14 protein-coding genes are annotated in these 15,090 nt (G+C 52.2%); 9 read left to right on the top strand and 5 right to left on the bottom strand.

The window, feature by feature from the left end:
- Positions 1 to 140: 140 nt before the first annotated feature.
- From HMPREF9412_RS03025 to HMPREF9412_RS02995, 7 genes are all read left to right on the top strand, one after another.
- Positions 141 to 710 (top strand): methyltransferase domain-containing protein, encoded by a 570-nt coding sequence (locus tag HMPREF9412_RS03025; protein WP_009589841.1) that lies wholly within the window; start codon positions 141 to 143, stop codon positions 708 to 710.
- A 142-nt stretch (positions 711 to 852) separates the two neighbouring features.
- On the top strand, positions 853 to 1,743 hold the full coding sequence (locus tag HMPREF9412_RS03020) for a TIGR01777 family oxidoreductase (RefSeq protein WP_009589995.1): 891 nt from the start codon (positions 853 to 855) through the stop codon (positions 1,741 to 1,743).
- A gap of 104 nt (positions 1,744 to 1,847) precedes the next feature.
- The gene (locus HMPREF9412_RS03015) at positions 1,848 to 2,357 is read left to right on the top strand and encodes a GNAT family N-acetyltransferase (protein WP_009590012.1); all 510 of its coding nucleotides are present in this window, start codon (positions 1,848 to 1,850) and stop codon (positions 2,355 to 2,357) included.
- Positions 2,358 to 2,378: 21 nt separating this feature from the next.
- The gene (locus tag HMPREF9412_RS03010; RefSeq protein WP_009589791.1) at positions 2,379 to 2,681 is read left to right on the top strand and encodes a hypothetical protein; all 303 of its coding nucleotides are present in this window, start codon (positions 2,379 to 2,381) and stop codon (positions 2,679 to 2,681) included.
- Positions 2,682 to 2,758: 77 nt separating this feature from the next.
- Positions 2,759 to 6,094 carry a DEAD/DEAH box helicase gene (locus HMPREF9412_RS03005; protein ID WP_009589895.1) on the top strand — a complete coding sequence of 1,112 codons (3,336 nt, stop codon included), beginning with the start codon at positions 2,759 to 2,761 and terminating at the stop codon, positions 6,092 to 6,094.
- Positions 6,095 to 6,146: 52 nt separating this feature from the next.
- A complete protein-coding gene (locus HMPREF9412_RS03000) occupies positions 6,147 to 6,719 on the top strand; it encodes a hypothetical protein (protein WP_009589840.1) in 573 nt (190 codons plus the stop codon).
- Between the two features lie 89 nt (positions 6,720 to 6,808).
- Positions 6,809 to 7,159: a potassium channel family protein gene (locus HMPREF9412_RS02995; RefSeq protein WP_009589965.1), complete on the top strand. Its 351-nt coding sequence runs from the start codon at positions 6,809 to 6,811 to the stop codon at positions 7,157 to 7,159.
- A 91-nt stretch (positions 7,160 to 7,250) separates the two neighbouring features.
- Here HMPREF9412_RS02995 and HMPREF9412_RS02990 read toward each other — a convergent pair whose 3' ends face one another.
- A complete protein-coding gene (locus HMPREF9412_RS02990) occupies positions 7,251 to 7,733 on the bottom strand; it encodes a hypothetical protein (protein WP_036671105.1) in 483 nt (160 codons plus the stop codon).
- 144 nt (positions 7,734 to 7,877) lie between these two features.
- Between HMPREF9412_RS02990 and HMPREF9412_RS02985 the strand changes: the two genes are divergently transcribed.
- Together HMPREF9412_RS02985 and HMPREF9412_RS02980 are read left to right on the top strand one after the other, a co-directional pair.
- The gene (locus HMPREF9412_RS02985; RefSeq protein WP_009589905.1) at positions 7,878 to 8,495 is read left to right on the top strand and encodes an NUDIX hydrolase; all 618 of its coding nucleotides are present in this window, start codon (positions 7,878 to 7,880) and stop codon (positions 8,493 to 8,495) included.
- A 27-nt stretch (positions 8,496 to 8,522) separates the two neighbouring features.
- On the top strand, positions 8,523 to 10,604 hold the full coding sequence (locus tag HMPREF9412_RS02980; RefSeq protein WP_009590013.1) for a peptidoglycan D,D-transpeptidase FtsI family protein: 2,082 nt from the start codon (positions 8,523 to 8,525) through the stop codon (positions 10,602 to 10,604).
- A gap of 207 nt (positions 10,605 to 10,811) precedes the next feature.
- Here the strand turns inward: HMPREF9412_RS02980 and HMPREF9412_RS02975 are convergent, their stop codons facing one another.
- The 4 genes from HMPREF9412_RS02975 to HMPREF9412_RS02960 form a co-directional block, all read right to left on the bottom strand.
- On the bottom strand, positions 10,812 to 11,843 hold the full coding sequence (locus tag HMPREF9412_RS02975; protein ID WP_009590052.1) for a glycoside hydrolase family 88/105 protein: 1,032 nt from the start codon (positions 11,841 to 11,843) through the stop codon (positions 10,812 to 10,814).
- A 44-nt stretch (positions 11,844 to 11,887) separates the two neighbouring features.
- Entirely contained in the window at positions 11,888 to 12,721 is an 834-nt protein-coding gene (locus HMPREF9412_RS02970; protein WP_009589991.1) for a carbohydrate ABC transporter permease, read from the bottom strand.
- A gap of 5 nt (positions 12,722 to 12,726) precedes the next feature.
- Positions 12,727 to 13,626, bottom strand: coding sequence for a carbohydrate ABC transporter permease (locus HMPREF9412_RS02965; protein ID WP_009589786.1), 900 nt, complete (start codon positions 13,624 to 13,626; stop codon positions 12,727 to 12,729).
- Positions 13,627 to 13,744: 118 nt separating this feature from the next.
- Positions 13,745 to 15,088, bottom strand: coding sequence for an ABC transporter substrate-binding protein (locus tag HMPREF9412_RS02960; RefSeq protein ID WP_009590006.1), 1,344 nt, complete (start codon positions 15,086 to 15,088; stop codon positions 13,745 to 13,747).
- Positions 15,089 to 15,090: the final 2 nt, after the last annotated feature.

Here is a 15,090-nt window from a genome sequence, read left to right as displayed (position 1 = left end):
TGGTTAACTGACGAGTCCGGAATGGAAGGCCAGGAATACACTGGATTAGGTTGGAATGGAAGAGCCGGGGAGCGTCATGAATCGAATGATGAATATGATGATGAATTTGGGGCGTTAAGATTCCGAATGGAGGTATGGGAATGGGGACGTCAAACTGGCAGAATTTATCGTATTGCGTGGATCTGATCCGCTATGTAGCTCCCAAGTCCGTTCTGGATATCGGGGTAGGTTTTGGCCGCTGGGGCATGATCTGCCGGGAGTATTTGGACGTATGGGAAGGACGCGTATTTCGCGCGTATTGGAACACGCGGATCGAAGGAATCGAGATTTACCCTGTCAATATCGATACCTACCACGAATGCTTCTATAATAAAATCCACGTTGCGGATGCTTACGATCATCTGCAAACGCAGGTCCAGCCGGGACAATTCGATTTAATCATTCTGGGTGACGTTCTGGAGCATTTTACAAAAGAGCGGGCGCTCGTCCTGCTGCAGACCTGCATTGAAAAATCCCGCTTTGTCCTGCTTAATATTCCGATTGGAACAGACTGGCCGCAGGGCGCTGAATACGGCAATGAGTTCGAGACCCATCTGAGCGAGTGGACAACAGAGGAACTGGATCGTTTTCCCGTAGCTGACAAGAGGCATTTTAAGGATTACATTAACCGTGATTTCTCCACGTATTTGTTTTCGATGCCAAGGAAGTAGGTTTCGTATGAATGGAGCACCTTCTATGAGGAGGGTGTTTTCTTTTTATTCTCTATTGAAAAAATGGTATATTGGAAGAAACGATGGTCAAATGGAGTATATGACGTGGATAAAACATAGAGAAATGAGCTGATTCTATTCTATGAAAAAGATCGTTTTAGCTGGTGGAACTGGTTTTATCGGAACTTATCTTGCGAAAAAATTCACGAATGAGCAGCAAGCACAGGTACTTATAATCTCCCGACGGCAGGGTCATATCGCATGGAACGATCGCGAAGCCATCGTCGCTGCCCTGGAGGGGGCGGATATGCTCATTAATTTAGCGGGCAAATCCGTTAATTGCCGTTACAATGAAAACAACAAGGAGCTTATTCTGAAATCGAGAACAGAGACAACGAACATACTCGGCAGCGCCGTCGAGGCCTGCCGTATTCCTCCGCGTACCTGGTTTAATTCCAGCACGGCCACGATTTATCGCCATGCCGAAGATAAGCCGATGACGGAGGAGCAGGGCGAGATCGGCGAAGGCTTCTCCGTCGAGGTTGCCAAGGAATGGGAGCGCGCTTTCTTCTCATTCCGATTGCCTCAGACGAGGCAAATCGCCCTGCGCATTGCCATTGTGCTGGGACCTGGCGGCGGTGTCATGACGCCTTATGTTAACTTGGTAAAATTCGGGCTCGGCGGCGTCCAAGGTACGGGTAAGCAAAGGTTCAGCTGGATCCATGTGGAGGATCTGTATCGCATGATTCTGTTTTTGCAGGAGAAGGAAGAGCTGAGCGGGGTTTTTAATGGTGCATCTCCTTATCCGGTGACGAACAAGGAACTGATGGAGCAGCTTCGGCTTGCGTTGAATCGCAGAATGGGATTGCCGTCGCCTAAATGGCTGCTTGAGCTGGGGGCCAGGCTTATACGTACGGAAACGGAACTCGTGCTGAAGAGCCGCTGGGTGATTCCGGACAGACTTTGCAAGGCAGGTTTTCATTTTGCATACGATACGCTGAATGAAGCGCTGGCCGACATCTTGAAACGATAAGGGAATCTGAGCGCGCGGCATGGCTTGACTTTGCAGAACATGATTACATATGGCAACAGAACGGATAGAATGGGTTTAATAGATGAGAGAGGGAGTGTCCGATCATGAATCAGGAATTTACGATTGTGGAGGTCGACCGATTAGAAACCGACACGCATCATCAATTGACGGAATTATTGATTCGGGTTGTAGAAGATGGGGCATCGGTGGGATTCTTAGCTCCGCTGTCTTATGATGAAGCTTCCGCTTACTGGAAGGATGCCCTTGGCCCAGGGGTTACCCTGTGGGCAGCCATGCAGGATGGGAAGATGATCGGCTCGGTTCAATTGCAGTGCGCAACGAAAGCGAATGGAAGGCACCGGGCTGAGGTGGCGAAATTGATGGTAGATCCGGCTTCCCGCCGCGGAGGTATCGGCAGAACGCTGATGCTGCATCTGGAGCCGAAAGCCAAGGCAGAGGGCAGAACCCTATTGGTCTTAGATACCCGGGAGGGGGACCCTTCCAACAAGCTGTATCAGTCTCTGGGTTACATCCAAGCTGGAGTTATACCCGATTATGCCATATCCTCTAACGGTGAGCTTGCCGGAACGGTGCTGTATTACAAACGTATCTAAACCTTGAAGCGGAGGGATCGGATGGAGCGAGATGCGCGATTCTATCGCAGGTGGACGCAGATCCGGGGGAAGGGAAAAGGCAAATTCGTATTTTCCCGAGGACTGGCTCACGGCTTGTTTTTATATGCTGTATGGGCTGCCGCGACCTGGCTCCTGGATCAGGACAGATTTACCCCGGAACATTTTGTAACAAGATACTATTATTATTTTCCCATTTATATCGTGGTCGGCTTCATCATATCCAACGGGGCATGGAATGGGAATAACAAGCGTTATGATCGATTGACCAAAGTCGATGACAAAGAGCGCATGAACTTGCCGTAGCGGCGAGTTCTTTTTTTTGAAGATATGAGAAAATGGTATACTGTTTTTTAACAGGCAATAGAGAAAGGAATGTGGTTATGGGTTACCAGCTGACCGAACGGGTGATCAAACTGTTGTGCGGAAAAACCTCCTACGATCGCGGCGGGGTTTTATATAGAGATGGTTATGTATCGATGCTGAAGCAGGATCCGGACGCTCGAAAATACGAGGCTGAAGTGAAGGATCAGGAGTCGGGAATCGCCTATGCGGAGATTGACTCGAACGGGGACGTATACACGGAATGCAGCTGCATCGATTACGGATTTTCCCGAAAGCGGTGCAGGCATATTGCGGCACTCCTCCTGAACATACGGGATATTGAACAAACGGTCGAGGCTCCCATGCGCCCCTTTCCATCGTTATTACATCCTTCCGCCAACGTGAACATGGAAGAAGGACAGTTAACGCCCCGGCACTCGCCGGAATATGGCGGAAGCTCGAACGAGAGAGAACGGGATGCGCTGCTCAGCAGCCAGCTGCTCGGATTGTTCACGTATTCCGGAGGTCGGAGGGCTGCGGCGACGTCCCGCTTTGATACCCGAGAGGTTCTGGAGATGGAGTGCATTTTCAAGCTATATCCGTACGGGGACCGGAAATACCTGTTCGGCGTCGAGCTGCGAGTCGGGAATAAACGCTTGTACATCGTACAGCGGATTCGGGAGTTCTTAGCGTGCGTGAAACGTGGCGCAGCCTGCGTGTTCACGAAGAATTTCACCTACGATCCGGAGGTGCACAGCTTCAAAAAGGAGGATGACACGCTTCTGCAGGAGCTGATCCGTATTTCCGATCATGAGAGCATGTATCAACAGTCGGTGAACATCTACGCTCCGCTTGGCAAAAAGGGGAACGGTGACCGAATGCTGATCATTCCTCCTGCCTTTTGGCCTCAAGTACGGGATGCGCTCGATTCTTCGGTTCGTGCCCTCTTGTCGATGGATGGAATCATGACGGATAAGCTGGAGTTCGCTCAGGAACCGATCCCGCTGCAATTCGAGTTCGATGAGGCTGCGGATGATCACTATCTGATGAAGATCGATGGATTGGAGCGGATGACCGTGCTGGAGGGGTACGGGGTCGTCATTGCGGATGGCAGGCTGATACAGCTTGAGATGGATGCTTGCAAAAGGCTCGCCGAGATGAAGCTGCTGCTTGAACCTTCCAACACACCGCATATTCGGATACAGCCGGAGATGATGGAGTCCATCATGGAGCGGGTGGTACCGGGGCTGATGAAACTGGGCAGCGTGCATGTGGCGCAGACCGTGTCCGACCGCATCGTCAAAACGCCTTTAAAAGCGAAGCTGTTTCTGGACCGTGTCCGCGGCCGGCTATTGGCCGGACTCGAATTTCAATACGGCGACATCATCATCAATCCGCTGGAGGGACACCGCGCCAAACGAAGCAGCAGCTCGATTCTCGTTCGCGATGGAGAGACGGAGCAGCGGATTCTGGAGCTCATGGAGAACGCCTCTTTTGCCAGGACTGACGGCGGTTTCTTCATGAATGACGAGGATGCCGAATATGAATTTTTGTATCATACGATTCCGCAGCTGGAGAAGCTGCTGGTTGTTTATGCAACGACGGCGGTGAAGGAGCGGGTGCTCACTGAACCGATGGGAGCCAAGGTTCGGGTGGAGGTCGATGAACGGACGGATTGGCTAGAACTGAAGTTTGACATGGAGGGCATTCGCGAAGCCGAAATCCGGGAAATCGTCAAATCGCTCGAAGAAAAGCGCAAATATCACCGGCTGCGAAACGGAGCGCTGCTTCCGCTGGAAAGTGCGGAGTTCCAGGCCATGGTTGCTTTAATGAACCGGGTGGGACCTTGGCTGTACGAAGGGGAGGGGACGCGGTTTAAACTGCCGGCGGTCCAAGGACTTCAGCTGCTGGATTGGGAGGATTCGGGATCATCGGTCCAGCTTGGCCGTTCCCTGCGCCGGATGCTGCAGAATGTGAAGAATCCGGATTATTTGGACTTTGCCGTGCCGGCCAGCCTGGAAACGGTTCTCCGGGATTATCAGAAGTTTGGCTTCCAGTGGATGAAGACGATGGCCCATTACCGCTTCGGCGGCATCTTGGCCGATGATATGGGACTCGGAAAAACCATTCAGAGTATCGCTTTCATTCTGTCCCTGCTGCCTGAGATCCGGGAGCGTAAAGAACCCGCGCTCATTGTGGCTCCTGCCTCCCTGCTCTATAACTGGTTTAACGAGCTTAAGAAGTTTGCGCCGGAGATCAAGGCCGTCATTGCCGATGGCACGCTGTCCGAGCGCGCGAAGGTGATCCAGAATATAGGCAAAGCGGATGTTGTCATCACTTCTTACCCGCTCCTCCGCAGGGATATCCAGCGATATGCGAAGCTGCCGTTCTTAACCTTGATCCTGGATGAAGCCCAAGCCTTCAAAAATTACGCGACGCAAACGGCTCAGGTCGTAAAAACGCTCCATGCCCGTTATCGGTTTGCGTTGACGGGCACGCCGGTCGAGAATCGCCTGGAGGAATTATGGTCCATCTACGATGCCGTTTTCCCGGCGCTTTTCGGAGATCGAAAAGCATTTCATGAACTGCCTAAAGAAGCAGTGGTGAAACGGGTGCGTCCCTTCCTGCTCCGCAGGCTGAAATCGGACGTGCTTAAGGAACTGCCGGAGAAAATCGAGACGATTCAGGCTTCGGGCCTGCTGATCGAACAGAAGAAGCTGTATACCGCCTATCTTGCGAAACTGCGGCAGGAGACGCTTAAGCATTTGGCTCAGGACGGTTTCCAGAAGAACCGGATCCGCATCCTGGCGGGCATTACCCGCTTGCGACAGATCTGCTGTCACCCGGCTCTGTTCGTGGATGGCTACGAGGGCGGTTCGGCCAAGCTTGAGCAGCTGCTGGAAACGATCGAGGAATGTCGTCTTGCGGGGAGACGGATGCTGGTATTCTCCCAGTTTACAGGCATGCTGAACCTGATCGCCGGAGAGCTGGGATATCGGGGGATTCCGTTTTTTTACCTGGACGGACAGACGCCGGGATCGGAGCGGGTGGAGCTGTGCGAACGCTTCAACGAAGGGGAACGCGAGGTATTCCTGATATCGCTGAAGGCAGGCGGAACGGGGCTCAACCTGACCGGGGCCGATACGGTGATCCTGTATGACCTGTGGTGGAATCCGGCTGTCGAGCAGCAGGCGATGGACCGGGCCCACCGTATCGGTCAGAAGAAGGTTGTGCAGGTCATACGCTTCGTTGCTCAAGATACGATCGAGGATAAAATGGTGGCTCTGCAGCAGAAGAAAAAGGATCTGATCGAGGAGCTGGTTCAGCCGGGGGAAGAGTCGCTTCCAAGCTGGTCCGAAGCGGAAATTCGGGAGCTGCTTGCCCTTCAGGGCTAATCGGCCGGATAAGATGAACCGCGTTCCACAAGGATGACAAGGAGCTGTTGTTTTGAAAAAAGCCATGTTTCTCATACTGGCCGCCGTTGTGGTCGTCATCAGCTACCTGCCGCTGTTCCTGGACGGCTATGTATACAATGAAGAGCAGGCGATACGGCGCGTTCACCCTGCGTATACCGGGGATAAGCTGTACGAGAAGTCAGAGGATCATCATAAGCTGATCGTCTGGCAAGATGGCCATGTTAAGACCGTCAACGTCCTGGAGAGCAAATGGGGACTGCTGCATAAGATTACGAACGAGGTCGCGCTGGAACCCAAGTCCGAAGATGAACCTTTTGTACGAACCTGGTCTGCCAGTCATCGTGGTGACGGCATCTATGACACCCTGGTGGCAGTGGAGACGTCGGAACCCGAAAGCAAGAAAATCATCGTCACCAATGAGCCCTGGGACGATAAACCGATCGAAGATCTGGAACAGGTGAAGGCTTTGTCCGGGATTTACATGGAAATCGACGTGGAGCAAGGCTACGCCATCCATTATGAACAGCTGCCTGCCGACCAGACCGGCGGCTTCATATTTCGAAGCATCGATGCCGAAGGGAAAATTCTTTCCGTTCAACCGTAGCGATGGGCGCGAAGCATAAACGCTGATATAATAGGGTGTATGTGATGTATGCAACATATACTCCAGATATAGAATAGGACGGTTCTCGGATGATCTCTTTTTTGTTAACGTTAAAACGTCTCCTCAGCGGTTTGTTTCGAGCGTTCAAACAGCGGTATTTCATGGCGCTGTTTGTGCTAATCGTCATCATGTTGTTATCGGGCACGATGTTTTATACCAGGCAAGAAGGCTTGTCGGTGCTGGATGCCCTTTATTTCTGCGTGGTGACCTTGAGCACGGTAGGGCATCCGGAATTCGTGCCGCAGACGGCGCTCGGAAAAACCTTCACCATGGTTTACATCGTCGTCGGGACGGGCTTGTTCCTCGGAATGGTCGGACAGTTGGCGTATGCTTTAATCCGTACGAATCAAAGGGAAGAGAAGAAAACAACGAATTCATAATGGAAACGAAGAAACAGCCCTGGCGCCGGGCTGTTTCTTTTTTATGGACAGACGGATGCGGAAATGCTTGGTTAATCGATCCAGAGCACGTCTATTCAACCGTCACCGCAAAATAAAAGCTGGCTTCTCCTTGATCCAGAGGCCATGTGCAGTGAATTTCGTACAGGTACGAGCCGGCTTTCGCCGGCACGGTATATCCATCGTTACCTGAATCCGTCAGGTTGAGGATGGTGAAGCCATGTATTCCGTCGGGTGGCGTCGATTGAATGTCGGCACCGCCTTGGACCACAACCGGCGTCATATCCTCGAGCCTGGGACGGGCCGCATCGGTCGTCGCGCAGTTATCCCCGTTGCACCAGGAATAACCGCCACGTTGCAGATGGATCTCGGTGCCGTCAATGCTTACCTTGGGCAGCGGAGGTTCGGCGGCCTTCACCCACAGGGTTTGAATGGCTTTGCGGGCATTTTCCTTCGAGATCGGTATTACGTTCTCCGATCTGGATCCGATGTAGTACCCGGTACCGAACACCATGATTAGAAGAAAAATGTATAACACCGGCCGCATTTTTTTCATGTCCAGCTGTCCCCCCTTTATATCCTTTGTCTCATAACTTGCTAGAAAATATGTTATAATTTTGAAATCAGGCACTTCCATTATAAACCAATCACGGATAGCAGGCGTTATATATTATGAGTTTCTTTGAAGAGGATGAAACCTATGACAATAAAATGGTTAGCGTGGGCCAAGGAGATGCAGGCCATCAGCCAGGCCGGACTGGAGTATACGAGGGACGTTTATGACAAGGAACGGTTTGAGCAGCTGAGGGAGCTTAGCATCCAGATCATGCAGGAGTATACCGAAGCAGGCGAAGAGAAGATCCGTACGCTGTTTGCGAGTGAAACCGGATACCAGACGCCGAAGGTGGATGTCCGCGGCGTTATTTTTCAAGACGGAAAGCTGCTGATGGTTAAGGAAAAGGCCGACGGGGCCTGGGCGCTGCCGGGAGGATGGGCGGACATCGGCTTATCCCCTGCGGAGGTCGTGGTGAAGGAAGTGAAGGAAGAGGCCGGCTACGACGTGCGTGCAGGGAGGCTGCTGGCCGTATTGGATAAGAAATTTCATAACCATCCGCCATCGGCCTTCCACGTGTACAAAATGTTCATTCAGTGCGACATTACGGGCGGAGCCGCAGGCGTGGGGACCGAAACGTCCGCGGTCGGTTTTTTCCCTCAGGACGAACTGCCGCCGTTATCCGAAGAACGGAATACCAGGGAGCAGCTGAAGAGAATATTCGAATTCGAGAACAACCCGCATTTGCCGACTTGGCTGGATTAAACCATATAACAAAGGAGCGTAGACAATGTGATCGGCTTTAAACCTTATAAAGACGTACCGGATGAATCAGAAACCAGGCGTAAATTCCATGGACGGATCAATATTTTCTTTTTCAGCGCATTTTTAATCTTTTGCGTCATTATCGTTCGCCTTGCCATATTACAGTTCGTGGAGGGACCGGAGCTGGCAAGCCAGGAAACCGGGGGGGAGCAGAAGCATTTCCCGCTGCAGCCGATCCGGGGGTCCATCATCGACGCGTCCGGCACCAAGCTTGCATACTCAACGGCTTCAAATTCTTTATATATCACGCTCATGAAGGATTACAGCAAGAAGACGGACAAAGGAAAAGAAAACCGGCCGGAAGCGGAGGAGATGGCGAAGCGGCTTGTCCAGGCGTTTAACAAATATGGGGATCCGAACTTGGAACCGGTGACCGTAAAAAAAGTGATGGACGACCTGGATTTGGAATATAACAAGCAGCATGGTTATGAGCCCAGACGCATCAAATCCGATCTGACGAAGGAAGAGATCGCTTATTTCATGGAGAACCGCGCCAAGTTTCCCGGCATCCAGATCGTGGAGGAGAATGTAAGGCATTATGATCCGGATACGGTGGCCGTTCAGACAATCGGATACTTAAGGAAGTTCAAAGGTTCTAAATCCGTAAAAGTATATGAGGATATCGATCAGAGCAACAAGGATCAGGATAATCCCGGCATGATCTACACGGAGGAAGAATCGGTGGGGTATGACGGTTTGGAGCGGATGTATCAGGAAGAACTGCGCGGTCAGAGCGGGTATCTCAGTATTCCGATCAATCCGCAGAATATGGTGGATGGCGTTCCGACGATGGTCGCTCCGGAAAAAGGCCATAATATTCACACCACGATTCATAAAGACATTCAGCTTGCTACGGAGCAGGCCATCATGGATCAGCTCCAATATCTCCATACTCATCCGGTATCGGGAAAGCTTCATAAGGATGCCGTAACCGGATACGCTGTGGCCATGGAGGTGGATACCGGTCATGTGGTCGCGATGGCCAGCATGCCGGATTACGATCCGAATATATGGGAAAGCGGAGGCAAAATTACGCAGGATGTCGTGGACGCGTCGGGAAACGGCACGATTACGATCTATGGATCAGGTCGCTCGGGAAACGGCTTTGAGTCCATGATTTTTCTCGGTTCCGTCATTAAACCGCTGACGGTGCTGATCGGGCTTAATGAGGGGTTATTTGGCATTAATGACACTTATCCTGATCAAGGGTACGCCACCATAGGTCGGGAAGGAAGCGAAACGAGAATTTCCAACTCGAGCGGTCATCGAAACGGACCCATCAAACCGCAGTTAGCGATTCAGCAATCCTCGAATGCTTTTATGATTGATATGATTGGCAAAAGGCTAGTCAGCAAGTATGGCGGGGAGAAGGGCGTTACGGTCTGGGATGAATATATGGAGAAGTTTGGTCTTGGCGTCGTAACGGGGAGCGGCTTGCCCAACGAGCATAAAGGACTGAAAAATTATACCGATACAAAAGCAGCGGGAAGTAATCTGGCGGCGTTAGCCTACGCTTCCTTCGGTCAGCAGGGTAAATACACCCCTCTACAGCTTGCTCAATACACCGTCATGCTGGCGAATGAAGGCAAGCGGGTCAAGCCTCAGCTAGTCAGCAAAGTCACGGATCAGGATGGCAACGTGGTCAAGGAATTCGGGCGCGAGGTCCTGAATGAGGTCGAATTCCCTAAAACGTACTGGCAGACCATTAAGCGGGGGATGAATACGCAGGGTCTCGCAGCCTTTGATGATTTTAAATATGACTTCGCCCGGAAAACGGGAACCTCCGAGCAGGAGGCTAAAGTGAATGGAAAGTGGCAGAAGATTGATAACGGCGTCTTCATCGCCTTTGCTCCGCGAGATAACCCGAAGCTGGCGGTGGCCGTCGTTGTGCCGGAAGGCGGCTTCGGATCGCAAAGCGCCGCGCCGATTGCGAGGAAGATATTCGACGCTTATGACGAAGTCTACGGACTTGACGGAACGCCGCATCCGAAGAAAACCGAAGATCAAGCTAAGGATAACGGAGAAGACGAGACAGGGGAGAATGAATAAACAGCGTAGACGCGTAATCGTGAAGATTAGCGATGGGAGACAGGGAGACTAAACCAATGATATGGGATGAAAGTATATCGGGTGCAGTCGGTTCATGTTTATCATTATTAATCAATACCATTCGCTTGTAAGGTGCAAAATCATTATAGGCAGGCTGTAGAGGCGAACTTGATCCTCTCCATCCTGCCTTTTCTATATCCCATTTAATCAATAAGGGTTATTTCTGATCTTCAGCACTTCCGCAAGAAAGGTCAATGCTAATCCTTGGCCCCAGCCTTGAATTCGCTTGTCGGGCACGCCTCTGTACCCTGCGGCGTCCTTCATGACGGCCGTTCCCGCGGAGACACCCGTTACGGTACCATCCTCGGCGATTTTGGCCAAGATGCCGTCAATCGATTTCTGCGTGTATTTATTATAAATGCGTCCTTTGGTCAGCAAGGCGGCGGCGATGCCGGCCGAGCCGGACGTTTCCAGCGGGGATTGCGGATCGGTCGTAATCGTATGCCACAGGCCGGATTCATGCTGCAGCCGGACCAGGGCGCTGAGCTGGTCGCGCAGCGAGCCTTCAATGATCATGAAGGACGGATGCGTGACCGGCACAAGCTCCAGGGCACGAGCCATCGTGATGGCGGCCCAGGCATTGCCCCGGCACCAGAAGACACTTGACATATGGTTGCCGGCGATGTTGTCCCAGCCGTGGTAATACAGATTCGTGACGGGATCCTGCAGGCAATCCTCATGGCCGTGATACTGCTTCAAGCCATCCTCGAAGTAATCCTCCCGGTCCAGCATCACGCCGATCCGAAGCAGGAAGTAGCCTGCCATGAACATCGTATCGACCCATGCCTGCTCCGGAAAGTTATACGTTTCGGAGTTCACCGTATGCTGAAAGATGCCATTGCCGAAACGCAGCGCATCATGCGTGAGATACTCGGCCATTTCCTTCGCCGTTTCGATATACCGCTCATCCTCATAAACCTCGTACAACGTCAGGAGGGAGTGGCCGATGGAGACGCCGTTGACGGACAGCTTGGGCAGCCCCTCTTCCATATTTTCGTCGACCCAGGCTTTCAGCTGTTCCAGATATTCCTTTTTGCCGGTGGCCTTGTAGGCTTCGCATACCCCGTAAAAGGCGACCCCGCCCGGCCAATCCCAGCTGAAATCCATGCGAAAGGTCCGGTCAACCACGCGGTCTATGACATTCTCAATCTGTTGATCATCAAATACAAGTGCAGGCATGATGAGAAACTCCCTTCATATTCAATTGAATCTATGTGTATGGATTACCCTTTTAATCCCGTCGTGCTGATCCCTTCCACGATGTATTTCTGGAAGATAAAGAAGACGATGACGACCGGCAGCAGCGATAAGGTAGCCATGGCAAACATGCCGCCCCAGTTATTAAGCGATTCCCCGTCCAGGAATAGCTTCAAGGCAAGTGACACCGGATATTTCTCCGGATTGTTCAAATAAATGAGCGGATTGATGAAATCGTCCCATCTCCAGTAGAAGGAGAAAATCGAACATGTAATGAGAGCGGGCACGATCAGCGGCACAACGACCCGGAAGAAGATCCCGTACTTGCTGCATCCGTCAATCTTGGCGGCTTCGTCCAGTTCCTTCGGAATCGTGCGGATGAACTGCATGATCAGAAAGATGAAGAACGGAATGCCGAAGAATTGGGGAACGATTAACGGCTTGAAGGAAGACAGCCAGCCGAATTTGGCGAACATGACATATTGCGGGACGATCACAACGTCATGGGGCAGCATCATCGTAATCATCATGCAGGCGAACCAGAACTGCTGTCCGAAGAACTTGGTCCGAGCCAATCCGAAGGCGACAAGCGCCGAGGAGGCGACGGCCCCGATGGTGGAGATGATGACAATGATGAACGAGTTCTTGAAGAAGGTGCCAAAGGTGGTCCCGGCGAATCCCTTCCAGCCCGTAGCATAATTCGAGAACTCCAGCCGGCTCGGAATCAGGCTGTAAGCCGTCGTGAATATTTCATGATTGGGCTTAAGCGAGCTGGCGACCAGCCACAGAATCGGATAGGTCATGCCGAGGGCGAATAATCCGACCAGGGTATGGTAGAGAACACGTCTGGATTTGGTCATAACCGTCAATCTCCTTTCGACTCGTAATGAACCCAGCGGGTGGATGATCTGAAGATGAGCAAGGTCAGGACACCGACGATAATGAGCATGATCCAGGCAAGAGCCGACGCGTAACCCATTTCAAAATGCGAGAACGCCTTGCGGTATAAATAGAGCGAATAGAGCAGCGTTTGATCCAGCGGGCCGCCTTCGCCGCGGGAAATAATGTAGGCGGGGGTGAAGGTCAGGAACGCCGAGATCGTCTGGAGCGTCAGATTGAACAGAATGATCGGACTGAGCATAGGCAGCGTAATCTTGAAAAAGCGATGGACCGCATTGGCACCGTCCACGCTGGCGGCTTCGTAGTAATCCTTCGGTATATTTTTCAAGCCGGCCAGAAAAATAATCATCGAAGAGCCGAACTGCCAGATGGACAATGCAATGAGCGTCCACAGCGCCGTGCTGGGATTCCCGATCCAAGAGGTCGTGGAATGGATTCCGAAGAGGGACAGGGCAGAGTTCACGAGTCCCTTGTCGCCGAAGATCTGCTGCCACATGATGGCCACGGCCACGCTTCCCCCAATGAGGGAAGGCAGGTAGAAGGCGGAGCGGTACAGCCCAACGGCTTTGGTTGCGGTATTCAGAATCATGGCAACGAAGAGGGCGAATATGAGGCGCAGGGGAACGCTGGCGAATACATAGGTGAATGTGACCTGAAAGGACTTGCCGATCTTGTCGTCCTCCAGAAACAACCGCTCATAATTCCCGAGGCCCAGCCATCTCGGCGCTTCCATCAGATTGTAATTGGTGAACGAATAATACAGGGACGACAGGATTGGATATAAGGTAAAGATGAGAAAACCAAGAACGAACGGCGCTGAAAACACGTAACCGGTGATGTGCTCGTTCTCACGGAGCCTCTTCATAATTTTCAACCCCTACGATTCAGATTTGGTTGCGCCCCGTGCAGGGGTCACTGATGTAAAAAGGCATCTCTTGCACGGGAAAGACGTGCGGGAGATGCCTTGTCTAGCCGTATCCTGGTTATTGCTGCTGAGATCTGGCCAAGATGGCATTCGCTTCCTTGCGGAACTCGGCCGCGGCATCTTCGATCGAGATTTTCTTGAACAGGATGCGTTCGCTGAGATCTCGCAGCAGCTTCTCGATCTCTACCGCACCGATCGGATTAGGCGGATCTCCTGGCGTGCTGTTGGCCTCAGCCCAAGTGACATAGTCGAAAATTTTGGCTTCGTTCTCGGAGAGGAGCGGCTTCAGCGCTTCCTTTACCTTGGCGGACACGGGAACGCCCCGTTCGCCCTTGATCAGCTTGTTGGCCTCGATGTCGTTGATGAAGAAGCTGATGAATTTGGCGGCTTCTTCCTTGTGCTTCGAGGTTTCGGTGACCGAAAAATACATCGAAGGTTTCAGGAAGAGACCGTCCTTCGTTCCGGGACCCGGCATCGGATTCAGCTCCAGCGAACGGTCGGTTACTAGATTGGCCACGGCAAGGAACTGGTTGGACCAGCCGGTGCCCGAGATGGAATTGCCAAGGACGATTTCATCCTCTTCCGCTACGCCTTTCTTCTGGGCTTCCTTGTCGAGAGACAGGATATATCCGTTGTCGTACCATTTCTGGTAGCGGGTGAAGTAATCGATAAAGGGCTGGTCGTCGCTGTACCCGATCGTTTTGCCGTCAGCGCTGTACATTTTCTGGCCGATGGTTCTTAAATAGTACGGGAAGAAGACGTCATGCCGGTAAGCAAAACCTCCGATTTGCAGGCCTTTTTCTTTGGCTTGGGCCCCCATTTTGTCCATGTCGTCCCAGGTCCATTCCTTGGACGGAATATCGATGCCGTTCTTCTTCATCGTCTCGACGTCAAACGTGGTTTGGAGTGCGTTCACGCCGAGGTTCATGGCAACCAGCTTGCCGTTGACCTCACCGCCGCTCAACGCATTCTCGCTGACGTCCGCGACATCCAGTTCGCCGCTCTCGGTGAACGGCTTCAAATCCGCCAGCTGATTCCGGCCTGCATATTGATTCAGGTAGGAGATGTCCATTTGGATAATGTCCGGAAGTCCGCCGGCCACCGCTTGGGGAGCAAGCTTCTTCCAATAGTCATCGAATGGGGCATATTCAGGTTCAATGGTGACATGCGGATTCTGGGACTCATACATTTCGATGACCTTCAAGGTATAATCATGCCGGGACTGACCGCCCCACCACGCAATGCGGAGCTTGACCGGATCCTTGCTATCGCTTGCAGCCGCCGGCGGCGTTTCCGTTCCGGTTCCGCCGTTTGCCGGCGGTTCAGCAGCGCCGCCGCCCGAACAGCCGATCAAGCTTCCGATCAGGGAAAACATCAGGACCGCGTTTAACATTTTTTTCATTC

Source organism: Paenibacillus sp. HGF5 (assembly GCF_000204455.1).
In the GTDB taxonomy this organism is placed as follows: domain Bacteria; phylum Bacillota; class Bacilli; order Paenibacillales; family Paenibacillaceae; genus Paenibacillus_AQ; species Paenibacillus_AQ lautus_A.
The sequence above is the reverse complement of the archived record's forward strand: the minus strand, read 5'-3'. Positions and strand labels throughout refer to the sequence as shown.